Consider the following 26,977-nt stretch of genomic DNA (forward strand, 5'->3'; position numbering starts at 1 on the left):
GTGATGGATTTCCGGGTTCCCGATCTCGGCGAGGGCCTCGAAGACGCGACGATCACGGCGTGGAGCGTCTCGGTCGGCGACGACGTCGAGCTGAACCAGACGCTGTGCACCGTCGAAACCAACAAGGCCGAGGTCGAGATCCCGAGTCCCTACGCGGGTCGCGTCGTCGAACTCGGCGGACGCGAAGGCGACACGTTACCCGTCGGCGCCACGCTGGTGCGCATCGCGACCGACGCCGAACCACCCGCCGAGAAGCGCAAACCCGTGCTGGTCGGGTACGGCACCGACGACGCCATGGACGACAGCAGGCGGTCGAGCGCGCCGCCGCCACACCGCGGTCGCGCCAAGCCGCCGGTCCGGAAACTGGCCGCCGAGCTCAACGTGGATCTGGGCACGCTGACCGGCTCCGGGCCCGGCGGTGTGATCACCCGCGAAGACGTGCTCGCAGCAGCGGGCCGGTCCGCGCCGACCCCGGACATGGTGGCGGTCCGCGGTGTACAGGCCGAGATGGCCCATCGAATGAGCTTGTCGCGCAGAGAGATTCCGGATGCCCACGCCTCTGTCCAGGTCGACGGCACGGACCTGCTTCGGCTGCGCGACCGGCTGGGCGAGCGAGCCGACGAGGACGCGCCGATCACGCCGTTCGTGCTGACGCTGCGGCTGTTGACGATCGCGCTGCGGCATCACCCGAACCTGAACGCCACCTGGGTCGACACCACCGACGGCGCGCAGATCCACCTGCATTCGGCCGTGCACCTCGGGTTCGGGGTCGCAGCGCCGCGCGGCCTGTTGGTGCCGGTCGTCAGCGATGCACACCTCAAGACGACCCGGGAACTGGCGGCGACGGTGGCCCGACTGATCCGAGATGCCCGGGCGGGCACCGTCAAACCGACCGAACTGCAGGGCTCGACGTTCACGGTGTCGAACTTCGGTGCGCTCGGCCTCGACGAGGGTGTGCCCGTGATCAACTACCCCGAGGCCGCGATCCTCGGCGTCGGCTCGCTCAAGCCGCGTGCGGTCGTCGTCGACGGCGCAGTCGTCGCGCGGCCCACGATGACCCTCACCTGCGCCTTCGACCATCGCATCGCCGACGGTGCGCAAGCGGCAGCCTTCCTGGGCGAACTGCGCGACCTCATCGAGGCGCCGGACACGGCGCTGGTCGACCTTTAGAGCATGGGCTTCGGCGGCAGGCGCGGCAGCGGATGTCCCTGCGGTAGCGGTGCCACATACACCGCGTGCTGCGAGCCCCTGCACGACGGTGTGCGCGTCGCGGCCACCGCCGAGGAGTTGATGCGTTCGCGGTACTCCGCCTACGAGAAGGGCGTCGCGGACTATCTGTTCCGAACATGGCATCCGCGGACGCGGCCACCACGCGTCACGGTGGACGCCGAGGTGACATGGACCGGACTCGACATCCACGACGTGGTGTCGACCGGTGCCGACGACGAACGCGGTGAGGTCGAGTTCACGGCCCGCTTCGTCAGGGCCGGGCAGTCCGGCGCCTTGCGCGAGCGCAGTCGGTTCGAGCGCCGGTCAGGGCGCTGGCTCTACCTCGACGGCGAGTGACTTCGGTGTCTGCCGATGGCGTTCACCGCCAAACCCACGAGCCACATCGATCGACTCTTCGCAGCGAAAGGGCGAGAACGCGTGCACACAACGTCGTCAGCTGTGACTCGCCGGGCGCAAGTGGTGACCGGGTAGGAGCGATTATTTGCGGCGGGCGGCCGCGAGCCGCTGCGCAAACTCCGGCGACTGGATCGAGGTGGCCTGCGGACCCAGTTCGATGCCGACCGCGACGCCGTGTTGGTCGGTGTCCACGACGCCCGGGTTGGCCGTCGCCCGCATCGACGCCTTGGTGGACAGCACCACCTCGCGCGGCGCGCCGGCCGGGCCTGCGGCCAACTCGCGGGCGGCGGCCACCGGATCGTCGGCGACCGCGAGCGCCAACCCGTGCCGCACGGCCGATTCCGCGTCGAAACGCATGCCGAACAGCAGCGAGGCGCGCGCCACCTGCGGCCCCACGGCGCGCTGAAGCATCCAGGTAGCACCACCGCCCGGGTGGATGCCCAGCTTCTGGAAGCGCGGGTCGAAAAGCGCCGCCGGCCCCGCGATGCGCACGTCGGCGGCCAGCGCCAGGTTCAGCCCCGCCCCGACCGCTGCGCCGTTGACCGCCGCGATCGTCGGCAGCGCGCAGTCGGCGACCGCCAGGAAACCGTCGTAGATCTTGCGCAATCCGTCCTCGGTCGCCTCGCCCAGCGCGCTCAGATCGGCGCCTGCGCAGAACGCTTTGCCCGCACCGGTGACGATGAGCGCGTGCACATCGGTATCGGCTTCGGCGGCGTCGACGGCTTCGCGCAATGCGGCCGAAATCTCGAAGGTGACCGCGTTGCGGCGCTCGGGATCGTTGACGGTCAGGACGGCGATGCGGTCCTCGACGTGGACCAGTACCGGATCAGACACCCGCTCAGCCTAATGACCGATGTCGGGCAGCCTTCAGTTGGCGACCGTGAGCGTGACGTTGTGCAATGCCACGGCGACGTCGGTCGGCAGGATGTCGACGAAGGTCGGGGCGTTGCGGTCGGCCGGCGCCGAGGCGATCACATTCGCGGGATAACTCGGGCTGCACGGGAAGTTGTGGCAGCGGTACCAGAAGCCCTGTGCGCTCTGGTACGGCGGCATGCTCGGTGCCTGGTCGACGCGGTAGCGGCCCGGTTCGATCGTTGCCGTCGCCCACCCCGGCCGAGGATTCGTGATGACGTTGAAGACGCCGTTGCTGCCGTAGCTCGGCGGGCCGGCGTGTGCGGGCGCCGCGAGCGCTCCCATCAGCACTGCACTGGCTGCCAGGGCCGCAAGGCCGCGCCCGGTGTTCACATCGACGAGTGTATCGAGCGTCTGCGCATCAGGCTGCCGCGTCGGCGTTTCCGGCGCCCGAGTCCTCGGAGTCATTGCCGTCGGTGTTGGTGTCGGTGTCGGTGTCGGTGTCAACCGGGTCGGCATCGACCGGGTCGGTGTCGAGCTGCTCCGACGGAGCGGTGGTGATCGACTCTTCCTCGGCCGCAACGTCTTCCGAATCTTCTTCGGTGTCGTCCACGCCGAGCATGCCGGGCTCGGCCTTCTTGCTGTCCCGCACGACGTTGATCTGCGGCTTGCGCTTCACCGCTGACGACGTGGTTTCCGGCTCGGACTCTTCCGACGTCAGCGCCGTGGACCGTTGTTCGGCGGTTGCCGGCTCCTGCGACTGCGCGGGCGACGAATCCGGTGTAAGACCCTGCTGGATCGCGGTCGGCACCTTTGCCGCGGTGGCCACCAGCTCGGCGGGCGAGGGGAAGAGCCGGGCCGGACGGTAGGCGCTGGGGTCGCTGGGTATCGGATTGCCGCCGTAGTACGCCGAGTCGACGACGACCTTCAGCAGTGGTCCGGTCAGATCGGCGATCTGGTCACCGAAGACGTCGCGGATCAGCCGGGTCAGCGGCAGCTCTTCGGCGGTGTACGTGACGTATGTCGTGTTGTTCCTGGTGGTGACGTAGGTCGTGATCCTGTCGGCGGGAGAGCTGCAGCGCGCGTCGGGGCAGTCGAGAACGGCGCCGGAGACCGTGATCGCGCAGGTGTTCGCGCCGCAGGACACCGTCGGCCTGCCCTCGGCGTCGACCGGCAGGTCGCGTTCGGACTGGTTGAGGCGTGTGTAGAGGTAGCCCACCAACGAGTTCACCGCGGCCACCGGGTTGAGCAAGTCGGCCGGGGCGTTGGAGTTGTAGTCGTATTCGTAGCCGATGTTGACCGCGCGCAGGGCGGGCACGTCGCTCGGCGTCGGGATCGGGTTGACACCGATCAGCGCGAACCACGGATACCTGGTGCCGAAACCGCCGTCCGGGCGCGCGACGTCGTTGTCGAGGATGAAGACCGTCTTGTCGAGGTCGGGTCGGTCTCTCAGGAGCAGCAAACTGGCGTTGGCCGCGCCCCAGCCGGAGGCCAGCACCGCGTTGCGCTCGCCGGCGTTGTCATCGAGCGCCTGCTGGATGCCGACGGGTCCGGTGCGGAAGTCGACGTAGACGATGTCGTTGCCGCCGTCGTACTTCGTGTAGATGGGATCGTTGAACTTCCCGCCGAAGAAGTCGGCCACGCCCTCGCCGGTCGGATTGGTCGAACTGCCGACGACGATCAGCGCGGACAGGTCGACGAGAGTCGCCGAGATCGAGGCCGGGTGGGTAACGGCGAGCCCGACGACACTGGTCGCCACGCCGGCGGCGGCGACGGTCATCGCAAACCTCGTCGCCCGCTTTCCCCCGGATCCGGTCATCCCGTCGTCCTTTCCGCCCCCACGCAGCAAACGCGCGAGTCTGCCGGAAATGGTACGCGAGGCCGATCGTCAGAGTTTGGCGATCAGCGCGGCCGCGCGGACGTCGTCGCCGACGGTCAATGCGACGTGCACCGCGCCGTCGCGCTGCGCCCACCGGATGCTGACATCCTCGCCGTAGCGGATCGGCCTCCGGTACTCGACGACCGCGCGATACGGGGCACGGCACACCTCTGGGGTCAACGGCATCACTTCGTGGACGGCGTGCCAGTAGGCGGTGTTGGTGACGTGCTCGAAGATGTCGATGTCGGTGCGACGCAACGGAAATGGCGTGACCTCGCTGGCGCCGTCCAGGTTCGTCAGCCAGGGCCGCCACTTGAGGCGCAGCTCGTCGGTGGTCGTCGCGAACCGCGCGATCAGGCTGTCCGAGGCGCGCTGCGGCGTCAGCGTCTTGCTGTTGATGGCAATCCAGAAGCCCTCGGTCTCGATCCGGCCACCGTCGCTGCCGACCAGGTCGACGCGCATCGTGCACCATCGGGTCGACAGCGCCGAGCACCACCGACTGAACGAGATCTCGTTGGGAAACTCGATCGGCTCGATGACGTCGATGACGGTGCGCTGGACAAGCCAGTGCGGGTGGTCGTCGGCCTCGCCGGCATCGACGAGGTTCTGCGCGCCGACCTCCTGGATGTAGCGCGCAACGCCGTCCAGACGCAGATGCAGGTTGCCGTCGATGTCGCCGGTCGCGACCGGCCATGCAGTGCGGTAGACGTAACCGGTCTGCGGTAGCGGACTCAGCCGGCGCTCGACGTCGTTGGTTGGCATCGGCTCATGTGTAGCAGGCCGGACATCTCATCAAGTGCCCCTGTTGGGCTTCGGTTGATGCTTGTCGGATCGGTTCCGGTTGATTCTTGACACTCGTTGTTGTGTTCAGGGCTCGGTGCTGGTGCGCAGAGCCCTTTTGTTTCTTACCTCGCCGGTGCTATTGCGGGCGGCGGTCTTGACCAGAACGTCGCCGATGTAGAAGCGCAGCAGCTGGCCGTCGACATGGACGTCGCAGCGTGAGCCGCTGTAGTGGCGTCCCAGGCTGACCTGTTGCCAGGACACGCACACCACGCCGTTGGTGGTTACTCGCCTGCTTACCCAATGCGAGCCGGTGCGTTCCTGGCTGCATCCCTCGACTGGTGGCATCGGTGCGGTCGCAGCGGCCGCTGCCGGGTCGGCGCTGAACCGCGAGGCCGGTGTGGCCATCTGTAGCGCCTGATGTGGGCGGGCCGTGTTGTAGAACGCCACCCACTCCTCGAGCGCCTGCTGGGCTGACTTTAGATCCGCGAAAGGCGCATGCCCGCTGAGGAACTCGAGGCGAAGGGTGCGGTGGAACCGTTCGATTTTGCCGGTCGTGGTCGGGCTGCGCGGCTGGGTCAATATGTGATCGATCCCGTGCTGGCGGCAGATCGCATCGAAGAGCACCTGAGCCTGTCACGAATTTTGTGTAAGTCAGAGGTGATTTGACTACGAGTTGTACTCTAGCACAACGGGATTCGACCGGGGAACAGCCTAGCCAGTGTGTTCAATGCCACAGTCCAGTTGTAAGTGCCGGTGCCTGAGAAGCCTCCTCTCTCGCTGGAGATGTTGCGCAATCCCAGATACAGCAACTTCATCGCGGCGTCCTTGTCGGGAAAGTGACCGCGATTTTTGGTGATCTTGCGCAGCTGGAAGTTGATCGACTCGATCGCGTTGGTGGTGTAGACGATCTTGCGCAGCTCCACCGGGAAGTCCAGGAACGGCACGAACTCAGGCCAGGCGTTGCGCCACACATCAATCGCGCCGGGATACTGGGCGCCGAATGCGGTGTCGAAGTCCTTGAGCGCGAGTTCGGCGACTCCACGGTCGCCGCGCCGTAGATCGCCCGCATCGACGTCGCGACCTTCTTGCGGTCCTTGTAGGACACGAACCGCATCGCGTTGCGGATCACGTGCACCACGCAGGTCTGCACCACGGTGTCGGGGTAGCACGAGCGGATCGCATCGGGCAGCCCGGTCAGCCCGTCGCAGCAGGCGATCAGGATGTCACGGACCCCGCGGTTGCGCAGATCGATGACGACTTTCTGCCAGAATTTGGCGCCCTCGGAGTCTTGGATCCACACCCCCAGGGCATGTTTGCGGCCCTCCAGATCCACCCCAATGGCCAGATAGGCCACCTTGGTGGTGACCACACCGTTGTCCTTGATCCGCAGCCGCAGCCCGTCGATATACAGGATCGGATAGACCTCGTCGAGCGGGCGGGACTGCCAGGCCTTGATCTCATCGACGACGACGTCTGTGACATTGGAGATCAACTCCCGCGACACCGCAGCCCCGTACACCTCCGCCAGGTGGGCCTCGATGTCGCGGGTGGTCATACCGCGCGAATACAGCGACAGCACAACGGAATTGATGTTGTTGAGCCGACGGGCCTTCTTCGGCACGATCGCCGGCTCAAAGGAGCCGTTGCGGTCGCGCGGCGCGTCGATTTGCACCGGGCCGTTGACCGTGGTCACCGTCTTGGACGTGGTGCCGTTGCGGGAATTGCCCGAGCCGCGCCCAGCCGGATCACCGGACTCATAGCCCAGATGATGGGTCAACTCCGAATTCAGCGCCCGCTCCAGCACCGCCTTGGTCAACTCGTTGAGCAAACCATCCGCGCCATCGATCGGGGTACCCGACTTCACCGCATCCTTGATCAACGAATCCAACGTCTCCGCCGAGAACGTCTCGGCCAGCTGCCGCGCCGCCGACTTGTCCTCAGCCGGCACCTGCGTGGTCTTGATCACAAAACACTCCTTCTGTCCGCCCAAACGGCGGTCCGATGATGGACCACCCCGGACTTACACAGATGGAATGACACGCCCGAGCACCTCGACCGGCGGATGGTTGAACCGCCCGGTGAACACCTTGCCGTTGTCGGTCAGGATCTGCGCTGGTGCCCCGAACGCCGCTAGCGCGGCACGCAACCCATCGCAGACGGCCCGTGTCCGTTCACGCGCCATCACCGCTGCGCATACACACATTCGCGAGTGATCGTCTATCCCGGTCAACACCTTGGCCGATGTGCCATCAGCCAGGGCGAACCCACCGACCACATCCATCTGCCACAACTCCATCGCCGCGGCCCGTTCCCAGCGCTTCCACTTGCGTGAGCGACGGTCCCGCAGGTGCGGATCGATCATCTGCGCCCGAACCAATGCGCGATAGGCCGCCGATTCCGACGGCACGGGCCTCACACCTCGTTTGGCCAGCTCGAACACCAACCGCCGCGGCCCCCAGTACGGACGTGAGCGGCGCAGTTCCAGCAGACGGGCCTCCACCTCGGCCGGCATCTGATGCGGACACGACACCGGCCGATGCGACCGATCCGCCAACCCTTCCAGACCCTCGGCCTCATACCGGGCCAACCACGCGTGCAACGTCTGGCGCGACACACCAACCTTGTGGGCAACCTGCGAGATCGACAACCCATCGCTGATCACCGCCAACACAGCCTGATACCGCTGCTCAACCACGCTCAACTCCCTCATCTAGGGAGTGTCAAGGATCAACCGAAGTAGGTGTAAAGCATCAGCCGAAACACTGTCAGCCATCAACCGAAGTAAAAACGTCAAGCCTCAGCCGACGTAATACATCTCATCAAGTGCCCCCGGCAGGACTCGAACCTGCGACCGACCGCTTAGAAGGCGGTTGCTCTATCCGCTGAGCTACGGGGGCAGCGCACTCACCCTAACGGAAATGCCGCAAACCGACGGACCGCCTGAACCCGTATACCTGCTGCCAAGACAGCTAGTAAAGGGCTCTCGCGTGGACCGACGGCCGACTAGCGTGGTGGCCACAGCAGTCATGGTGAGGAGGTTGCGACGGCCCATGAGCGACGTGCCGGAACTCGATGCGGCGGGACTGCCCGAGGAACTCAGCCCGCTGGACCAGATCCTGCACCGCGGTGAGGCCAATCCGCGCACCCGCTCGGGGATCATGACCGTCGAGATCCTCGACTGCGCTCCGGACTGGGATACGTTCCGCGCCAAGTTCGACAACGCCTCCCGCAAGGTGTTACGGCTGCGGCAGAAGGTCGTGATGCCGACGCTGCCGACCGTGGCGCCGAGGTGGGTCGTCGACCCCGACTTCAACCTCGACTTTCACCTGCGGCGCGTGCGCGCCCCGGAACCGGGCACGTTCCGCCAGGTGCTCGACATCGCCGAGGTCGCTGCTCAGTCGCCGCTCGACATCTCCCGGCCGCTGTGGACGGCCACGCTCGTCGAGGGACTGTCCGGCGACCGCGCCGCCCTCGTCGTCCATCTCAGCCATGCGGTCACCGACGGTGTCGGCGGTGTCGAGATGTTCGCCAATCTCTACGACCTCGAGCGTGACCCGCCGCCGCAGCCCGCCCCGCCGCTTCCCATTCCGCAGGACCTGTCGCCCAACGACCTGATGCGCCAAGGGATCAACCGGCTGCCCGGCACCATCGCGGGCCGGATGCGGGGAGCGCTGTTCGGCGCCGCACACGTCGCGGGTGAGGTGATCCGCGATCCGATCTCGCGGTTGGGCAGCGTCGTCGAGTACGCGATGTCGGGCGCGCGAGTGGTCGGTCCCGTCGCGGATCCGTCGCCGGTACTGCGGCGCCGCAGCCTGTCATCGCGCAGCGAGGCGATCGACATCGAGTTCGGAATCTTGCACCGGGCGGCCAAGGCGGCGGGCGGCTCGATCAACGACGCGTATCTGGCCGGTGTGTGTGGCGCCTTGCGGATGTACCACGAAGCCAAGGGCGTGCCGATCGACACGCTGCCGATGGCAGTGCCGGTCAACCTTCGGTCCGACGCCGATCCGGCCGGCGGAAACCGGTTCGCGGGCATCAATCTCGCCGCGCCGATCAGTTTGAGCGATCCCGAAGTTCGCATCCGGCACATCCGCTCGCAGATGACCACCAAGCGCGAGGAACGGGCCATCGACATGGTCGGCGCCATCGCTCCGTTGGTGGGTCTACTGCCCGACTCGGTGCTCGAGTCGATGGCCGGGTCTTTCGTCAATTCCGATGTCCAGGCCAGCAATGTCCCGGTGTACGCCGGGGACACGTTCATCGCCGGCGCGAAAGTTCTACGGCAGTACGGGCTCGGTCCGCTGCCGGGCGTGGCGATGATGGTGGTGCTGATCTCGCGCTCCGGCTACTGCACGATCACCAGTCGCTACGACCGCGCAGCGGTCACCGATCAAGAGTTGTGGGCGCGGTGCCTGCTGTCGGGCTTCGATGAGGTGCTCGCCCTCGGTGGCGACGGTCGAGCCGAACCGGCCTCGTTCAGCGTCGACGCAGCGTCCGCCATTCCCTCGTCACCCAATGGGAGCGCAGCGCAATGACTTCGCCAAATGGTCAGCCCTCGCGGCGCACCATGCGACTGCCGGGGTCGGTCGCCGAGATCCAGGCCAGCCCGCAAGGGCCCGAGGTGGGGGCGTTCTTCGATCTCGACGGCACCCTGGTCGCCGGCTTCACCGGTGTCGTGATGACGCAGGACCGATTCCGCCGCCGTCAGATGTCGATGGGCGAGTTCATCGGGATGGTGCAAGCGGGCCTCAATCACCGACTGGGTCGCTCGGAGTTCGAGGACCTGATCGGCAAGGGTGCGCGCATGCTGCGCGGCAACTCGCTCGACGATGTCGACGAACTCGCCGAGCGGCTGTTCGTCCAGAAGATCGTCAGCCGCATCTATCCGGAAATGCGGGAGTTGGTGCGCGCGCACATGTCTCGAGGCCACACCGTCGTGCTCAGTTCGTCGGCGCTGACGGTACAGGTGGAGCCCGTCGCGCGGTTTCTGGGCATCGGGAATGTGCTGAGCAACAAGTTCGAGATCGACGAGAACGGGTTGCTCACCGGCGAGGTGAAGCGACCGATCATCTGGGGGCCGGGAAAGGCCAGGGCGGTACAGAAATTCGCCGCCGAACACGGCGTCGACCTGTCCAAGAGCTACTTCTACGCCGACGGCGACGAGGACGTCGCGCTGATGTACCTCGTCGGCCACCCTCGCCCGACCAACCCGGAGGGCAAGCTCGCCGCGGTCGCGGCCAAGCGAGGATGGCCGGTGCTGCGCTTCACCAGTCGCAGTGGCGCGAGCCCCATTTCGCAACTGCGGACGGCTGCGGGCATCGCGGCGATGGGCCCGATCGCGGCCGGTGCACTCGGCCTGGGCCTGCTGACCCGCAACAAGCGCACCGGCGTCAACTTCTTCACCGCGACCTTCGGGCGGACGCTGATGAGCACGATCGGCATCAACGTCAACGTGCTCGGCAAGGAGAACCTGACCAAACAGCGGCCCGCGGTGTTCCTGTTCAATCACCGCAACCAGGCCGACCCGTTGATCGCGGGCCACCTGGTCGACACCAATTTCACGTCGGTCGGAAAGAAGGAACTGGAGAAGGATCCGATTGTCGGCACCCTCGGCAGGATCATGGACGCCGCATTCATCGACCGCGAGGATCCACAGAAGGCGGTCGAGGGGCTGAAGAAAGTCGAGGAGTTGGCCCGCAAGGGACTGTCCATCCTGATCGCCCCGGAAGGCACGCGGCTGGACACCACCGAGGTCGGCCCGTTCAAGAAGGGTCCGTTCCGGATCGCGATGTCGGCCGGAATCCCGATCGTGCCCATGGTGATTCGCAACGCCGAGGTGATTGCCGCCCGTGATTCGAGCACGTTCAACCCCGGCACAGTAGACGTGGTGGTCTACCCGCCGATACCCGTCGACGACTGGACACACGACAACCTTGGCGAACGCATTGAAGAGGTCCGCCAGCTCTACCTCGACACGCTGCGGGACTGGCCGCACGACGAGTTGCCCACTCCGGAGCTCTACACCCGCAGGGCGTCGGCGACGAAGAAAGCGGCCGCCAAGAAGCCCGCGCCGAAAAAAGCCGCGCCGAAGAAAGCCGCGCCGAAGAAGGCCGCCAAGAAAACGGCGGCCAAGAAGACGGCGGCCAAGTCTGCGGCAAAGGAGACGGCGGCCAAGAAGACGGCGGCCGAAAAGTCCGCGGGGAAGGGCCGTCCGTGAAGCCCTCCGCCGACCAGTACGCACCCTTCACGCCCACCGGTGACGCGCTGGTGCTGGCGTCGGCTTCCTCTGCAGCCGAACGGGATCTGCTCAACGACTGGCTTGAGCGGCAGCGGCACGCAAACCCCGGCTCCAAGATCGACGTGCTGCTGTTGCCCGACGACGATCCACCGCCCGGCGTGCTCGCCCAACTCGTAGGTGAACTCGAAGCCGGCGAGGACCGCTCCGTCGTACCGGCACGCGTGTTCTGGGTGCCCGGCGGACTGCCGACCCGCTCGAAGGTGGTGGCGCTGATCTCCGGCCGGGACACCTACCGGCCGCCCGAGATCCTGCAGCGGCGCATTCTGCGCCGCGATCCGTCGCGGGCCCGCGTCGTCGCCGGTGAACCCGCAAAGGTCTCCGAGCTGCGCCAGCAGTGGGCCGACACCACGGTCGCCGAAAACCCCCGCGAGTTCGCACGTTTCGTCATCCGGCGGGCGATCCTTGCCATCGAACGCGTCGAACTGCGGCTGTTGGGCCCGGAATACAAGTCGCCCCGGCTCATCAAACCGGAGTTGTTGGCGTCAGCGCGCTTTCGTGAGGGCCTGGAGCGAATCCCGGGCGCAGACCTGGAGACCGCGGGGGAGATGCTCGACGAACTGTCCACCGGGTGGAGTCGGTTCTCGGTCGACCTGATCCCGTCCCTCGGGCGCGCGATATTCAGCCGCGGCTTCGATCCGAACATCGACTACGACCGCGCCGAAGTCGAGGTGATGCGCCGCAATCTGGAGAACCATCCGGCCGTGCTGCTGTTCTCGCACCGGTCCTACCTCGACGGCGTGATCGTGCCGGTTGCGATGCAGGAGAACCGATTACCGCCGGTGCACACGTTCGCCGGAATCAACCTCTCCTTCGGCTTCATGGGGCCGTTGATGCGTCATTCCGGCGTGATCTTTTTGCGCCGCAAACTCGACGATCCGCTCTACAAGTACGTGCTGCGGCAGTTCGTCGGCTACATCGTGGAGAAGCGGTTCAACCTGAGCTGGTCGATCGAGGGCACCCGGTCGCGCACGGGAAAGATGTTGCCGCCCAAGCTCGGACTGCTCGCCTATGTGGCCGACGCCTACCTCGACGGCCGAAGCGAGGACATCCTGTTGCAGCCGGTGTCGATCAGCTTCGACCAGTTGCACGAGACCGCCGAATACGCCGCCTACGCCCGCGGCGGCGAGAAAACGCCCGAAAGCCTGTCGTGGATGTACAACTTCATCAAGGCGCAGGGCGAGCGCAACTACGGCAAGATCTACGTCCGCTTCCCGGAAGCCGTCTCCATGCGCGAATACCTCGGCGCGCCCCACGGGCCGATGACCACTGACGCCGACGCCAAACGCCTTGCGCTGCAGAAGATGGCGTTCGAAGTATCGTGGCGGATTCTGAGCGCTACGCCGGTTAACGCCTCCGCGCTGGTCTCCGCGCTGTTGCTCAGCACCCGCGGGGTCGCGCTGACACTCGACCAGATCCACCACACGCTGCAGCCATCGCTGGACTACCTCGAGCGCAAGCAGACCCCGATGACCAACAGCGCGTTGCGGTTACGTACGCCCGAAGGTGTGCGGGCGGCGCTCGACGCGCTGTCCAACCGGCACCCCGTGACGTGTGTCGAAGGAGGTCGCGAGCTCGTCTGGCGGATCGCACCCGAAGACGAACACGAAGCGGCGTTCTACCGCAACACGCTCATCGACGCGTTCCTGGAGACCTCGCTCGTCGAACTGGCGCTGGTACACGCCGGACGAGCGGAATCCGACCGGCTGGAAGCCTTCTGGTCCCAGGTGATGCGACTGCGCGATCTGCTGAAGTTCGACTTCTACTTCGCCGACTCGGCGGCGTTCCGCGACCACGTCGCCGAAGAGTTGTCCTGGCATAGCGGCTGGGAAGAGCAGGTCTCGGCGGGCGAGGAACAGGTCGACGCGCTACTGCGCACCAAACAACCGCTGTTGGCCGCCGCCATGCTGCGACCGTTCTTCGAGGCCTACGAGATCGTCGCCGACGTGTTGCGCGATGCCCCAGCCGAGATCAACGAGAAAGACCTGACCAAAAGGGCACTCGGACTGGGCAACCAGTACGTGGCTCAGAGCAGGGTGCGCAGCAACGAGGCGGTTTCGGCGCTGCTGTTCGCGACCGCCCGCCAGGTCGCCGCCGACCAGCATCTACTGGAGCCCGCCGCAGATCTGGTCGAGCGGCGCACCGCGTTTCGCGACGAGCTCCGCGCGGTCCTGCACGACATGGACAAGGTCGAGCAGATCGCCCGCGAGCAGTTCTACGTGCGCGAGCTCGGGCGTCGAGCCGCGCGCCGCGGGTCGACCTGAGCCGCTCGGACGAGCTGGCCATACGCTGGTGATATGACCACGGTGGCATCGGGTGTGCGCAGTAGCGCGGTATGGCCGGTGCTCATCGGGGTCGCGGCGTTGGCCGGTGCGGTCGCCGCGAGCATCGGCGCGCTGTCGCTGGCTGATGCGCTGAGCGCCACCGGGTTGCCGGATCCCGGCCCGGTCACCACCTACGGGCTGCCGTTCGTGCGGGCCGCCGGCGAGATCGCGGCGGTGATCGCCGTCGGATCGTTCCTGTTCGCCGCGTTCCTCACCCCGCCGCAACCCAACGGTGTGCTCGACGCCGGCGGTTACCGGGCGTTACGCCTGGGCACCGGCGCGTCGGCGGTGTGGACGGTGTGCGCTGCGCTGATGGTTCCGCTGACGGTGTCCGACGTCTCCGGCCAACCGCTGCGCCAGAACCTCGACCCGCTGGCGGTCTGGTCGGCCGCCAGCCTCGTCGAGACCGCAAGCGCATGGCGGTGGAGCGCGTTCCTCGCCGCGGCCGTCACCGTGGCCAGCCTCCCGGTGCTGCGCTGGTCCTGGACGCCGTTGCTGCTGGCCGGTTCATTGACGACGCTCATTCCGCTCGGCCTGACCGGGCACTCCTCGACCGGCGGCGCCCACGACCTGGCGACCAACAGCCTGCTGTTACACCTCGGCGCCGGGGCGCTGTGGGCGGGCGGGTTGCTCGCCTTGCTGGTACACGTGATGCGCGGTGGCCGGCACGCCGGCCTGGCTGCGCGCCGCTTCTCGGCCCTTGCGCTGTGGTGCTTCGTGGTGATGGCGATCAGCGGCGTGGTCAACGCGCTGGTGCGCATCGAACCGGCCGACCTGCTGCGCACCGAGTACGGCTGGCTGATCGTCGGTAAAGCGGCGGCGTTGATCCTGCTCGGCCTGCTCGGCTGGCGGCAGCGGCGCACGGGGTTGGCCGCGTTGGCGGCCGACCCGGAGTCGCGGGGCACGTTGATCCGGCTGGCGCTGCTCGAGGGGGTGCTGTTCGGGGCGACCTTCGGAATCGCGGTCGGGCTCGGGCGCACGCCTCCACCGCCGCTGGCCGCACAGCCGAGTCCCGTCGAGGTCGCGATCGGATACGACCTCGCCGGACCGCCCACCTTCGCGCGGATACTTGTCGACTGGCGCTTCGATCTGATTTTCGGCACCGCTGCGATCGTGTTCGCAGTGGTTTATTTGCTAGCGGTGCGCCGGCTTCACCGCCGGGGCGACGCCTGGCCGGTGGGCCGGACGCTGGGTTGGCTGTGCGGGTGCGCGGCGTTGCTGTTCGCGACGTCGTCGGGCCTGGGCCGGTACATGCCCGCGATGTTCTCGATGCACATGATCGCGCACATGGTGCTGTCGATGCTGGTGCCTGTCCTGCTGGTGCTCGGCGCGCCGATGACGCTGGCGCTGCGGGCGCTGCCGGCCGCGGGGCGCGGGGATCCGCCCGGCGCCAGGGAGTGGCTGCTGGCGGCGCTGCATTCGCGGGTGTCGCGGTTCTTCACCAATCCGGTCGTGGCGACGGTGTTGTTCGTCGCGGGTTTCTACGGGTTGTACTTCGGCGGCCTGTTCGACGCCGCGGTCGACAAGCACGGCGCCCACGTGCTGATGAACCTGCACTTTCTGCTCAGCGGGTACCTCTTCTACTGGGTGGTGATCGGCATCGACCCGGCGCCGCGGCAGATTCCCCAGCTGGGCAAGGTGGCGATGGTGTTCGCGTCGCTGCCGCTGCATGCGTTCTTCGGGGTGGTCCTGATGGGCATGAAGACGGTGCTGGGGGAGCCGTTCTACCGGTCGCTGCAACTGAGCTGGCACACCGATCTGCTTTCCGATCAACGCACCGGCGGCGGCATCGCGTGGGCGGCGGGCGAGCTCCCGCTCGTGCTGGTGATGTTTGCGTTGCTGATCCAGTGGTCACGCAGCGATCGGCGCACCGCCCAGCGAATAGATCGGGCCGCCGACCGTGACGACGACGCCGACCTGGCCGCGTATAACGCGATGCTCGCCGAACTCGCCAGGCGCGACGGTTCCTCGCGCTAACGGGCGCCGAGACCGTCCCGTCTGGCGCCGAGACCCTCTGGCGCCCAGACCGACGCTATGGCTGGTTTCGGGCCGCCGAATCGACCATTGCGTCGGTTTCGGGAATGTTGGGAGCCGGACTGGCGACCGCATGCGTCCAAGCAGTGTGGAGATTCCCTTCATCGGCAGTGACGCCATAGCCGCCGGCCACCTCACGAGAGCCCACCTGCGCAGCCAGTATCGGCCGCTGTACCGCGGCGTCTACGTGCCGCGACGCTACAACGTGTCGCTGCGCGAGCGGATCGTCGGTGTGACCCTCGCCGCGCCTGACGCGGTGATCGCCGGCGTGGCCGCATCCTCGATACACGGGGCGAAGTGGATCGATGATGACGTTCCGATCGAACTGGTCAAAGCGATTCGACGCCAGCGTGGGCTGATCGTCCGCGACGAGACCCTGGACGAGGGTGAGGTCACCACGGTCGCGGGCATTCGTGTGACCACCCCGGCCCGGACCGCGTTCGACCTTGCCCGCCACCTCCCACGCGACAAGGCCGTCGAACGATTGGACGCGTTGATGAACGCCCGTCCGTTCTCTTCCGAAGATGTGCAGCTACTGGCGAAACGTCATCGCGGTGTGCGTGGTCTGCGGCAGTTACGGGTGGCGTTGCCGCTTGTCGACGGTGGCGCCGAGTCGCCGAGGGAAACCTGGCTGCGGCTGCTCTTCATCGATGCCGGGCTGCCGCGCCCGACGACGCAATTCGTGGTTTATGACGAGTTTGGCCGCTACGTCCGGCGCATTGACATGTGTTGGGAGGACTTCAAAGTCGGCGCCGAGTACGACGGGGAGCAACACCTCAACAGCCGGCGACAATACGTCCTCGACGTTCAGGTCAACCGCGCGCTGCAGCGGCTCGACTGGCACGTGGTCCACGTCATCAAGGAGGACCGGGCGGCTGACATCGTCGAGCAGGCGCGCACTGCTCTGCTATCGCGGGGCTGGCGCCCAGCCAAATGAGTACCTCGCTCGAAACCGACGCAATGGTCGATTTCCGCGCGCGCAATCAGCCAAAACGTCCGGCTCAGCGAAGGTGACTGTTGACCAAAATCGAATTCTGGTCAACTATGGACTAATGAACGCGCGACGGGTGCGTGCAGATCGGATTCTCGACACCGCCAAGGACTTGTTGCTGCGCTGGGGCTATCGCCGTATCCGGATCGACGAGGTCGCCAAGCGGTCCGGCGTCGGCAAGGGCACCGTGTACCTGCACTGGCGCACTCGCGAGCAGATGTTGTCCGCGGTCGGCACGCGCGAGACCGCGGAGATGATCGATGCCGTCGCGGCCGCGATACGAGCCGATCCGCAACAGGTCATGCCGCACCGACTGATGCGTCGAATCTTCCTGGAGGCGATGCAACGGCCTGTGCTGCGGGCGATCTACACCCAAGATGTGGACACGATGGACGCGCTGGTCGCCGACAGCTCCCAACGTTCGATCGGCGCGAACTTCGTCGGCTGGCGCGAGTACTTGTCGATTCTTCATGAGCACGGCTTGCTGGGCGAGGGCCTGCGGCCGGAGGACGTTCACTATCCGCTCACCGCAAGCGTTTTCGGCTTCTTCGCTGCCGAGCCGATGCTGCCCGACGAACTGCGCATGAACCTGGATGAGAAAGCCGATCAGTTGGCGAACATGTTGCGCCGGGCTTTCGAACCGATACGCCCGCCGGGGACCAAGCGGGTCCAGGCCGCTGCCGACAAGGTCGGTGCGCTGTACGAGCGGCTCGCCGGGGAATTCCGGACGCTCACCTACGGAGGAGATGACGATGGCTCGAAGTGACAACGACAGTTGGGATTTGGCGACGAGCGTCGGCGCGACGGCGACGGTGGTCGCCGCTCAACGCGCAATCGCGGCGCGGAATTCGTTGATCGACGATCCGTACGCCGAGCCGCTGGTGCGAGCAGTCAATGCCGATGCGGTTACGCGTTTACTCGACGGTGGCACGCACCAAGAAGATGGGGCCTTCACGGTGCAGCAGGCGGCCGAAGCGATGGCGGTACGCACGCGCTTCTACGACGAGTTGTTCACGAGGGCGGCGGCGGCAGGCGTGCGGCAGGCGGTGATCCTGGCGTCCGGGCTCGACACCCGCGCCTACCGATTGCGGTGGCCGACTGGGACGATCGTCTACGAACTCGATCAGCCGGCGGTGATCGAGTTCAAGACCGAGACCTTGGGGAATCTGGGCGCGCACCCGACTGCGCAGCGCCGCGCCATCGGCATCGATCTCCGCGAGGACTGGCCGAAAGCACTGTTGGCCAATGGCTTTGACAGATCAAGACCGGCAGCATGGATCGCGGAAGGGCTGACGATCTACCTGCCGCCGGAGGCGCAGGACCAACTGTTCGACAACATCACCCGCCTCAGCGCACCGGGCAGCCACGTCGCCACCGAGTATGTCCCCGACGCCGCCGTGTTCTCCGACAACCGATCGGAACGGGTCTTGGCGGGCTACCGAAGGTCCGGCCTGGACACCGAGCTGTCCGACCTGGTCTACGCCGGCCGCCGCAGCGACGTGCTCGAGTTTCTGACGGCCCGCGGCTGGGAAATGTCGTCGCAGACGCTCGAAGAGGCGTACGCCGCCCACGGCTTTGCACTCCCCGACAACGACATGTTCTCCGCGTTCGCCGAGGCGCGCATCGTCACCGGGATACTCACGTAGCCCGTCAATGCGCAATGCCCGACACTGTCGCGGCGTCAACTCCTCGGCGGACTCTGGGAACTATCCCCAATGCCCGATTCATCCACAGCGTCCGCCCGACGACTGAGCTCGCCGCGTTCCGGTGTCGGGGCCGCGGCGCTCAATAACGGTGTCACCGACGCGCCACCAGGCCGTCGGCAATCAAACAAGTCGAGGGAGATCATCATGTTCGAGACACCGTTCACCATCGTCGGCAACATCGTCACCGACCCGATCCACCGGCGCGTCGGCGACCAGGAGATGGTCCGGTTCCGCGTTGCGAGCAACTCGCGCCGCCGCAATGCCGAGGGAACATGGGAGCCGGGCAATTCGTTGTTCGTCACGGTGAACTGCTGGGGGCGGGTGGTCGCCGGTACCAGCGCCGCTCTGGTCAAGGGCGATCCCGTCATCGTCGTCGGCCACGTCTACACCAGCGAGTACGACGACCGCGACGGCAACCGACGCTCATCGGTCGAAGTGCGCGCGACGTCCGTCGGCCCCGACCTGGCACGTTGCACGGCACGTATCGACCGGACCAGACAGCAGACCGACCAGCGGTCCACCGAAACAGACGACCACCCGGTGAATCCGGATGATGACGACGACGTGGAGCAGCCCGACACGGCGCTGCCCCTGACCGCGTAGCGGGCGTCCGCCCGGCGCAGCCTCCTGGGTAGCTCACCCGGCTGCGCCGAGGCGGCCACGCCTACGATGGTCCGCGAGCATCACCCGAGATTCGCGATTTTCGAAAGGCACATCACGGCATGGCCGAATTCATCTATTCGATGCGGAAGGTCCGCAAGGCACACGGCGACAAGGTGATCTTGGACGACGTCAGCCTGAACTTTCTTCCGGGCGCGAAGATCGGCGTCGTCGGCCCCAACGGGGCAGGCAAGTCGAGCGTGTTGCGGATCATGGCCGGGCTGGACCAGCCCAACAACGGCGACGCGCTACTGCAACCCGGCGCGACAGTGGGCATCCTGCAGCAGGAGCCGCCGCTCAACGAGGAGAAGACCGTTCGCGAGAACGTCGAAGAGGGCGTGGCGATCAAGGAGAAGCTCAACCGCTACAACGAGGTCGCCGAGCTGATGGCCACCGACTACTCCGATGAGCTGATGGAGGAGATGGGGCGGCTGCAGGAGGAACTTGACGCGGCCGACGCGTGGGACATCGACTCCCAGCTCGAGCAGGCGATGGACGCGCTGCGCTGTCCGCCGCCCGACGAACCGGTCACCCACCTGTCCGGCGGTGAGCGCCGCCGGGTGGCGCTGTGCAAGCTGCTGCTGTCCAAACCCGACCTGCTGCTGCTCGACGAGCCGACCAACCACCTGGATGCCGAGAGCGTGCAGTGGCTCGAACAGCACCTCGCGGAGTACAAGGGCGCGATCCTGGCGGTCACCCACGACCGGTACTTCCTGGACAACGTCGCCGAGTGGATCCTCGAACTCGACCGTGGGCGCGCCTACCCGTACGAGGGCAACTACTCGACGTATCTGGAGAAGAAGGCCGAACGCGTCGCGGTGCAGGGCCGCAAGGACGCCAAGCTGCAGAAGCGGCTCCAGGACGAGCTGGCGTGGGTGCGCTCGGGCGCCAAGGCGCGTCAGGCCAAGAGCAAGGCCCGGCTGCAGCGCTACGAGGAGATGGCCGCGGAGGCGGAGAAGAGTCGCAAACTCGACTTCGAGGAGATCCAGATACCGACGCCACCGCGACTTGGCAACGTGGTCGTCGAGGTCGAGCACCTCGACAAGGGGTTCGGCGGCCGCACCCTGATCAAGGACCTGTCGTTCACGCTGCCGCGCAACGGCATCGTCGGCGTCATCGGGCCCAACGGCGTCGGCAAGACCACCTTGTTCAAGACGATCGTCGGCCTCGAGCAACCCGACAGCGGCACGGTGAAGGTCGGCGAGACGGTCAAGCTGAGCTACGTCGACCAGTCTCGTGCAGGCATCGACCCGAAGAAGAACGTGTGGGAGGTCGTCTCCGACGGGCTGGACTACATCGAGGTCGGGCAGAACGAGATCCCGTCTCGCGCCTACGTGTCGGCGTTCGGTTTCAAGGGCCCCGATCAGCAGAAGCCGGCCGGGGTGCTCTCGGGCGGTGAACGCAACCGGCTCAATCTGGCGCTGACGCTCAAAGAGGGCGGCAACCTGATCCTGCTCGACGAGCCGACCAACGACCTCGACGTGGAGACGCTGTCATCGCTGGAGAACGCGCTCGAAAGCTTCCCCGGCTGCGCGGTCGTGATCTCCCACGACCGCTGGTTCCTCGACCGCACGTGCACGCACATCCTGGCGTGGGAGGGCGACGAGGACAACGAAGCCAAGTGGTTCTGGTTCGAGGGCAACTTCGGCGCCTACGAGGAGAACAAGGTGGAACGACTCGGCATCGAAGCTGCGCGTCCGCACAGGGTGACCCACCGGAAGCTGACGCGCGACTAAGGTCATGTCGGTGACTCCGGGAGCCGACGGAAGACCAGCCGGTGTCAGGGCCGGCGTGGCCGGGCCGGGTAGCTCACCGGCATTGGACGACCAGACCTTGGCGCGGCTCTCGCGTGCCTATCTCGAGACGTACCGCGGCCCGCACGCCGACGCACCTTCGGCGGATGCCGCGGTGACGATGCCGGTGACCGTGTCGGTGCACGACATGGTGCCGCCCGGCCTGGTCACTGCGCATCACCGGCTGGCTCGAAGCAGGCGGGCCGGCGACACCCGCGTCGCGGTCTACGCCGCCGACGACCCCGCCGGATTCGGGCCCGCGCTGCAGATCGTCACCGAATACACCGCGATGGTCCTCGACTCGGTCACGGTGCTGCTGCACCGCTTCGGCGTCGCCTACACAGCGATCATGAACCCGGTGTTCCGGGTACGTCGCGGACCGGACGGAGAGCTGATCGAGGTGGCACCGATCAGCGAGGCCCGCCGCGACGCCGGCGGCGACGAGGTGTGGATACACGTCAAGCTGGCGCCGACGGTGGATAAATCCGCCGTCGCCCGGGTCGCGCAACTTCTGCCCAGCGTGTTGGCCGACGCCCGCCAGGTCGCGCGCGACTCGGATGCGCTGTCGTCCACGATGCGCTGGCTGGCTCATGAACTCGACGCCGATTCCGGTAATCGGTTCACTGGTTCGGATCGCGGCGATGTGGCGGCCCTTTTGCGCTGGCTGGTCGACGGACATTTCGTGGTGCTGGGCTATCAGCGCTGTCAGGTGCGCGACGGGCGGTCGTCGGTCGACCCGGCCAGCCGGCTGGGGGTGCTGCGGCTGCGCCAGGACGTGCTACCGCAGCTGACGAACACCGACGAGCTGCTGGTGCTGGCGCAGGCCACCATCCCCAGCTACCTGCGCTACGGCGCCTACCCGTACATCGTCGTCGTCCGCGAGAACCAGGGCACCGCGGCGATCGAGCACCGTTTCGTCGGGTTGTTCACGGTCGCGGCGATGAACGCCAACGTCTTGGAGATACCGCTGGTCTCGCGTCGGGTGAACGAGGCGCTGTCACTTGCTCGGCGCGATCCGAGCCATCCGGGACAGTTGCTGCTCGACATCATGCAAACCATTCCGCGATCCGAGCTGTTCGCGCTGCCCGCCCAGAACCTGCTGGACATGGTGAAGGCCGTCGTCGACCTGGGCTCGCGTCGACGCACCCTTCTCTTCCTGCGCGCCGACTCGCTCGCCCACTTCGTGTCCTGCCTGGTGTATCTGCCGCGTGACCGCTACACCACCGCGGTTCGCCTGGAGATGCAGGACATCCTGGTTCGCGAACTCGGCGGTGTCAGCATCGAATACACCGCGCGGGTCAGCGAATCACCCTGGGCGGTAGTGCATTTCTCGGTTCGCATGCCGGACTCGACCAACGCCCGCGACATCGACACGTCCGCCGACAACGAGACACGGATCCAGAACCTGCTCACCGAGGCCGCCAGAACGTGGGGCGATCGGCTGATCGGCGCGGTCAAGACCGGCTCGATCGACCAACGCAAAGCGGAACACTATTCGACGGCGTTCGCAGAGTCCTACAAACAATCGGTCTCACCGCTCGACGCGATCGACGACATCGCGATCATCGAAGAGCTGCAGAACGGTTCGATCAAACCGGTGCTCGTCGACACCGAAGACGAAGGCACCGCACAACTCACCCTCTACCTCGGCGGCCACTCCGCGTCGCTTTCGGATCTGCTGCCGATGCTGCAGTCGATGGGGGTGGTGGTGCTCGAAGAGCGGCCCTTCACCGTCGTGCGGCCCGACGACTTGCCGGTGTGGATCTACCAGTTCAAGATCTCGCCGCACAAATCCATCCCCCGCATCGCGTCCGGCGAGCGCGACGAGACTGCGGCGCGGTTCGCCGAAGCGGTGACCGCGATCTGGCAGGGCCGCGTGGAGATCGACCGGTTCAACGAACTGGTGATGCGCGCCGGCCTGAACTGGCAGCAGGTGAGCGTGCTGCGCAGCTACGCAAAGTATTTGCGGCAGGCCGGTTTTCCCTACAGTCAGTCCCATATCGAGTCGGTCATCAACGACAACGCCAAGACCGCGCGGTCGTTGGTGGAGTTGTTCGAGGCGCTGTTCTTCCCCGCGGCCGAACCCGATGAGAGCACGCCGAAACGCCGCGACGCCCAGGCCGCCGCGGCAGCGGTGTCGGCCGACATCGACGCGCTCGTCAGCCTGGACACCGACCGGGTGCTGCGCGCGTTCGCGTCGATGATCCAAGCCACGCTGCGCACCAACTACTTCGTCACCAACCCGGAGTCCGCACGCGGGCAGGACGTGCTCTCGTTCAAGCTGAATCCCGAATTGATCGACGAATTGCCTTTGCCCCGACCCAAATTCGAGATCTTCGTGTACTCGCCGCGGGTGGAGGGTGTCCATCTGCGGTTCGGATACGTCGCACGAGGCGGCCTGCGTTGGTCGGACCGACGCGAAGACTTCCGCACCGAAATCCTCGGCCTGGTCAAGGCACAAGCCGTCAAGAACGCGGTGATCGTGCCCGTCGGCGCCAAGGGCGGATTCGTCGTCAAACAACCACCGACACCCACCGGCGACCCCGCCGCCGATCGCGAGGCCCAGCGCAACGCGGGCATCGCCTGCTACAAGCTGTTCATCTCCGGCCTGCTCGACGTGACCGACAACGTACACATGGCCACCGGTGACGTGGTGCCGCCGCCCGATGTGGTGCGCCGCGACAGTGACGATGCCTATCTCGTCGTCGCCGCCGACAAGGGCACCGCGACCTTCTCCGACATCGCCAACGAGGTCGCGAAGTCCTACGGCTACTGGCTCGGCGACGCGTTCGCCTCCGGTGGTTCGGTGGGCTATGACCACAAGGCGATGGGCATCACCGCCAAGGGGGCGTGGGAATCGGTCAAGCGCCATTTCCGTGAGATGGGCGTGGATACCCAGACCGAGGACTTCACCGTCGTCGGCGTCGGCGACATGAGCGGCGACGTCTTCGGCAACGGGATGTTGCTGTCCAAGCACATTCGGCTGCTGGCCGCGTTCGACCATCGGCACATCTTCATCGATCCCGACCCGGACGCGGCACGGTCGTGGGAGGAACGCAAGCGCCTGTTCGAGCTGCCCCGGTCCAGTTGGGAGGACTACGACACGTCGTTGATCAGCGAGGGCGGTGGCGTTTACAGCCGACAGCACAAGTCCGTTCGGATCAGTCCACAGGCCCGCGACGCGCTCGGGATCGATGGCGGAGTTGAGGAACTGACGCCGCCCAACCTGATCAAGGCGATCCTGAAGGCCCCGGCCGACCTGCTGTTCAACGGCGGCATCGGCACCTACATCAAGGCGGAAGCCGAGGCCGACGCCGACGTCGGTGACCGCGCCAACGATCCGGTCCGGGTGAACGGAAACCAGGTGCGCGCCAAAGTGATCGGCGAAGGCGGCAATCTCGGTGTCACCTCGTTAGGGCGCATCGAGTTCGACCTCAACGGTGGGCGCATCAACACCGACGCGCTGGACAACTCCGCGGGTGTCGACTGCTCCGACCATGAGGTCAACATCAAGATCCTGATCGACTCGCTGGTCACTGCCGGCAAGGTCAGCTCCGAGGACCGCACCGATCTGCTGTTGTCGATGACCGACGAGGTCGGCAGGCTGGTGCTCGAGGACAACGAGGACCAGAACGACTTGATGGGCACCAGCCGGGCCAACGCGGCCAGCCTGCTGCCCGTGCACGCGCGGATGATCAAAGAGTTCGTCGCCGACCGCGGGCTCAACCGTGAGCTCGAGGCGTTGCCGTCGGAAAAGGAGATCCGGCGCCGCACCGACATCGGAATCGGGCTCACCTCACCGGAACTCGCGACGCTGATGGCACATGTGAAACTGGCACTCAAAGCCGACGTGCTGAGCAGCGAGCTTCCCGACCAGGAGGCGTTCGCCGCGCGGCTGCCCTGGTACTTCCCCGCGAAGCTGCGTGAGCAGTTCAGCAGTGAGATCCGCGCGCACCAACTGCGCCGGGAGATCGTCACCACCATGCTCGTCAACGACCTGGTCGACACCAGCGGCATCACGTATGCCTACCGCATCACCGAGGACGTGGGGGTGGGCCCGGTCGATGCGGTCCGCAGCTATGCCGCCGCCAACGCGATATTCCGGATCAACGACATCTGGCGCCAGATCCGCGCCGCGAGCGCGACGGGGGTGCCGGTGGCGGTGTCGGACCGGATGACGCTGCAGCTACGACGGCTCGTCGACCGGGCCGGCCGCTGGCTGCTCAACTATCGTCCGCAGCCACTGGCGGTGGGTGCCGAAACGAACCGGTTCGCCGCGAAGGTCGCCGCGTTGACGCCGCGGATGTCGGAATGGCTGCGCGGCGACGACGAGGCCATCGTCACCAAGGAAGCCGCCGACTTCGCCTCCCACGGGGTGCCGGAGGACCTGGCGTACCTCATCGCGACGGGGCTCTACCAGTTCAGCCTGCTCGACGTCATCGACATCGCCGACATCGTCGACCGGGAACCGGAGGAAGTGGCCGACACCTACTTCGCGTTGATGGACAACCTCAACACCGACACGCTGCTCACCGCGGTATCGCGGCTGCAGCGAGAGGACCGGTGGCATTCCTTGGCGCGGTTGGCGATTCGTGACGACATCTACGGCTCGCTGCGGGCGCTGTGCATCGATGTGCTTGCCGTCGGAGAACCGGAGGAGACCGGTGAAGAGAAGATCGCCGAGTGGGAGACGACGAACGGCTCGCGGGTGAACCGCGCGCGCCGCACGCTCACCGAAATCTACGAGAGTGGCGAGCACGATCTCGCGACGCTGTCGGTGGCCGCTCGCCAGATCCGCAGTATGACCCGGACCAGTGGAACGGGGACTTCTCGGTGACCCACGGATTCGTCGCGCCGGTGCATGTCCGGTGGTCGGACATCGACATGTACCAGCACATCAACCACGCCACCATGGTGACAATCCTCGAGGAAGCCCGGATTCCGTTTCTGCGGGAGCCGTTCGGCCCGCAGATCGAAACCATCGGGTTGCTCATCGCCGAGGTCAACATCTCGTACAAAGCCCAACTGCGACTGGTGGACTCACCGCTACAGGTGACCATGTGGTCCAAGCGGGTGCGGGCAGTCGACTTCACCATCGGCTACGAGGTGCGCCCTGTCGGCGCGCCCTCCGACGCGAAGCCCGCGGTGATCGCCGACACCCAGTTGGCCGTCGTGCACATCAAAGAGCAGCGGCTGCAGCGACTATCAGAGCAGCAACGGGTATACCTGCAGCGCTGGACCCGATGACTGGATCAGAGCGCGGTCTGTGGCTGACGGATGCTCCCCAGCGTGACGACCTGGCCGCCTTCGCCGAGCGCGCACTGCGCCTCGACGACGCGGCGGTGATCAGGTTGCGTCAACGGCCGGACGGACTCGTTGCCGCCTGGGTGGCAACGGGATTCGACGTGCTGGCCAGCCGGGTGGTCAGCGGCCGGGTCAATCCTGGCGACCTCACCGCCGGTGCCGACACGCTGGCCGCCGGCCTGCGCGCGATGGACCGCAGCGGATATGTCGAACCCGGTTTCGCTCTCGATTCCGCCTGGTACGGCGCGCTACCGCCGGAGTCGGGCTTCGTCCACCTCGACGATGTGCCCGCGCGCGTCATGCTCGATCTCGCCGAGCGTGGTGGGGCGCTGGCCAAACAGCACTCCAGCAACCACGGCCCGCCCGTGTCGCTGCTGGACCAGGAGGTGGTCGCGGTGAGTTCCGGCGCGGACAGCGTCGGCATCCCGATGCGGTGCGTATTCGCTTTGACGGCAATGGGTTTTCTGCCGCAATCCGGTTCGGCGGTGTCTGCCGACGAGATCGTGCGGGTGCGGGTTCTCCCGACGTGGCTGCGCATCGACGCGAGGTTCGGCTCGGTGTATCGCCGCCGCGGGGACCCGGCCGTCGTCCTGCGGTGACGTTCCTTTCTTGCGCGTGGGCGCGTCACCTTCTTGGCGCGAGCGTGCGTGTTTGCACACAACACGCCGCGGGATTGCAACACTGTGCGCACGTTCGCGTCATGGCGAGCGTGCACAAACCGCCGACAAAT

Annotated in this window: 18 protein-coding genes, 1 tRNA gene and 3 pseudogenes; 14 read left to right on the forward strand and 8 right to left on the reverse strand. The window is 66.4% G+C overall.

Annotated elements, in window-relative coordinates; all coding sequences use genetic code 11:
* Window positions 1-3 precede the first annotated feature (3 nt).
* Entirely contained in the window at window positions 4-1,170 is a 1,167-nt protein-coding gene (locus tag G6N18_RS00575; protein ID WP_276060159.1) for a dihydrolipoamide acetyltransferase family protein, read from the forward strand.
* Between the two features lie 3 nt (window positions 1,171-1,173).
* Entirely contained in the window at window positions 1,174-1,566 is a 393-nt protein-coding gene (locus tag G6N18_RS00580) for a YchJ family protein (protein WP_067224815.1), read from the forward strand.
* A gap of 141 nt (window positions 1,567-1,707) precedes the next feature.
* Here G6N18_RS00580 and G6N18_RS00585 read toward each other — a convergent pair whose 3' ends face one another.
* From G6N18_RS00585 to G6N18_RS00620, 8 genes and pseudogenes are all read right to left on the reverse strand, one after another.
* Window positions 1,708-2,460 (reverse strand): enoyl-CoA hydratase, encoded by a 753-nt coding sequence (locus G6N18_RS00585; RefSeq protein ID WP_067224817.1) that lies wholly within the window; start codon window positions 2,458-2,460, stop codon window positions 1,708-1,710.
* Window positions 2,461-2,493: 33 nt separating this feature from the next.
* Window positions 2,494-2,823, reverse strand: coding sequence for a hypothetical protein (locus tag G6N18_RS00590; protein WP_083006960.1), 330 nt, complete (start codon window positions 2,821-2,823; stop codon window positions 2,494-2,496).
* Between the two features lie 76 nt (window positions 2,824-2,899).
* Window positions 2,900-4,297 carry a PE-PPE domain-containing protein gene (locus G6N18_RS00595; RefSeq protein WP_083006903.1) on the reverse strand — a complete coding sequence of 466 codons (1,398 nt, stop codon included), beginning with the start codon at window positions 4,295-4,297 and terminating at the stop codon, window positions 2,900-2,902.
* A 69-nt stretch (window positions 4,298-4,366) separates the two neighbouring features.
* Entirely contained in the window at window positions 4,367-5,119 is a 753-nt protein-coding gene (locus tag G6N18_RS00600) for an acyl-[acyl-carrier-protein] thioesterase (protein ID WP_083006901.1), read from the reverse strand.
* A gap of 105 nt (window positions 5,120-5,224) precedes the next feature.
* A pseudogene (locus tag G6N18_RS00605) lies at window positions 5,225-5,767 on the reverse strand (integrase core domain-containing protein); the annotation flags it as partial.
* 53 nt (window positions 5,768-5,820) lie between these two features.
* Window positions 5,821-7,055, reverse strand: a pseudogene (locus tag G6N18_RS00610) (IS256 family transposase).
* 129 nt (window positions 7,056-7,184) lie between these two features.
* Window positions 7,185-7,850: pseudogene (locus tag G6N18_RS00615) on the reverse strand (helix-turn-helix domain-containing protein); the annotation flags it as partial.
* Between the two features lie 114 nt (window positions 7,851-7,964).
* Window positions 7,965-8,037: transfer RNA gene (locus tag G6N18_RS00620), tRNA-Arg, on the reverse strand.
* Window positions 8,038-8,190: 153 nt separating this feature from the next.
* On the opposite strand from G6N18_RS00620, the gene G6N18_RS00625 reads away from it, so the two are divergent.
* From G6N18_RS00625 to G6N18_RS00680, 12 genes are all read left to right on the forward strand, one after another.
* Window positions 8,191-9,675 carry a wax ester/triacylglycerol synthase family O-acyltransferase gene (locus G6N18_RS00625; protein ID WP_163689776.1) on the forward strand — a complete coding sequence of 495 codons (1,485 nt, stop codon included), beginning with the start codon at window positions 8,191-8,193 and terminating at the stop codon, window positions 9,673-9,675.
* Window positions 9,672-11,357: an HAD-IB family hydrolase/lysophospholipid acyltransferase family protein gene (locus G6N18_RS00630; RefSeq protein ID WP_083001366.1), complete on the forward strand. Its 1,686-nt coding sequence runs from the start codon at window positions 9,672-9,674 to the stop codon at window positions 11,355-11,357. Before G6N18_RS00625 ends, G6N18_RS00630 begins: the two co-directional genes overlap by 4 nt.
* On the forward strand, window positions 11,354-13,699 hold the full coding sequence (locus G6N18_RS00635; RefSeq protein ID WP_083001364.1) for a glycerol-3-phosphate 1-O-acyltransferase: 2,346 nt from the start codon (window positions 11,354-11,356) through the stop codon (window positions 13,697-13,699). The genes G6N18_RS00630 and G6N18_RS00635 overlap by 4 nt, the downstream gene beginning before the upstream one ends.
* A gap of 33 nt (window positions 13,700-13,732) precedes the next feature.
* The gene (locus tag G6N18_RS00640) at window positions 13,733-15,736 is read left to right on the forward strand and encodes a bifunctional copper resistance protein CopD/cytochrome c oxidase assembly protein (protein ID WP_083001362.1); all 2,004 of its coding nucleotides are present in this window, start codon (window positions 13,733-13,735) and stop codon (window positions 15,734-15,736) included.
* 130 nt (window positions 15,737-15,866) lie between these two features.
* Window positions 15,867-16,730, forward strand: a complete 864-nt coding sequence (locus G6N18_RS00645; protein WP_083001360.1) for a type IV toxin-antitoxin system AbiEi family antitoxin — start codon at window positions 15,867-15,869, stop codon at window positions 16,728-16,730.
* Window positions 16,731-16,845: 115 nt separating this feature from the next.
* Window positions 16,846-17,550, forward strand: a complete 705-nt coding sequence (locus G6N18_RS00650; protein WP_083001358.1) for a TetR/AcrR family transcriptional regulator — start codon at window positions 16,846-16,848, stop codon at window positions 17,548-17,550.
* Window positions 17,537-18,430: a class I SAM-dependent methyltransferase gene (locus tag G6N18_RS00655; RefSeq protein WP_083001356.1), complete on the forward strand. Its 894-nt coding sequence runs from the start codon at window positions 17,537-17,539 to the stop codon at window positions 18,428-18,430. Before G6N18_RS00650 ends, G6N18_RS00655 begins: the two co-directional genes overlap by 14 nt.
* Window positions 18,431-18,634: 204 nt before the next feature.
* Complete coding sequence (ssb, locus tag G6N18_RS00660) at window positions 18,635-19,093, forward strand: single-stranded DNA-binding protein (RefSeq protein WP_067224853.1); 459 nt, start codon at window positions 18,635-18,637, stop codon at window positions 19,091-19,093.
* 119 nt (window positions 19,094-19,212) lie between these two features.
* Window positions 19,213-20,886, forward strand: a complete 1,674-nt coding sequence (gene ettA, locus G6N18_RS00665; protein WP_059102350.1) for an energy-dependent translational throttle protein EttA — start codon at window positions 19,213-19,215, stop codon at window positions 20,884-20,886.
* Between the two features lie 4 nt (window positions 20,887-20,890).
* Entirely contained in the window at window positions 20,891-25,780 is a 4,890-nt protein-coding gene (locus G6N18_RS00670; RefSeq protein WP_083001355.1) for an NAD-glutamate dehydrogenase, read from the forward strand.
* A gap of 47 nt (window positions 25,781-25,827) precedes the next feature.
* Window positions 25,828-26,190: an acyl-CoA thioesterase gene (locus G6N18_RS00675; protein ID WP_407663589.1), complete on the forward strand. Its 363-nt coding sequence runs from the start codon at window positions 25,828-25,830 to the stop codon at window positions 26,188-26,190.
* Window positions 26,187-26,846, forward strand: coding sequence for a DUF8010 domain-containing protein (locus tag G6N18_RS00680; RefSeq protein ID WP_083001352.1), 660 nt, complete (start codon window positions 26,187-26,189; stop codon window positions 26,844-26,846). Before G6N18_RS00675 ends, G6N18_RS00680 begins: the two co-directional genes overlap by 4 nt.
* Window positions 26,847-26,977 lie beyond the last annotated feature (131 nt).

The organism is Mycolicibacterium celeriflavum, assembly GCF_010731795.1.
GTDB lineage: Bacteria > Actinomycetota > Actinomycetes > Mycobacteriales > Mycobacteriaceae > Mycobacterium > Mycobacterium celeriflavum.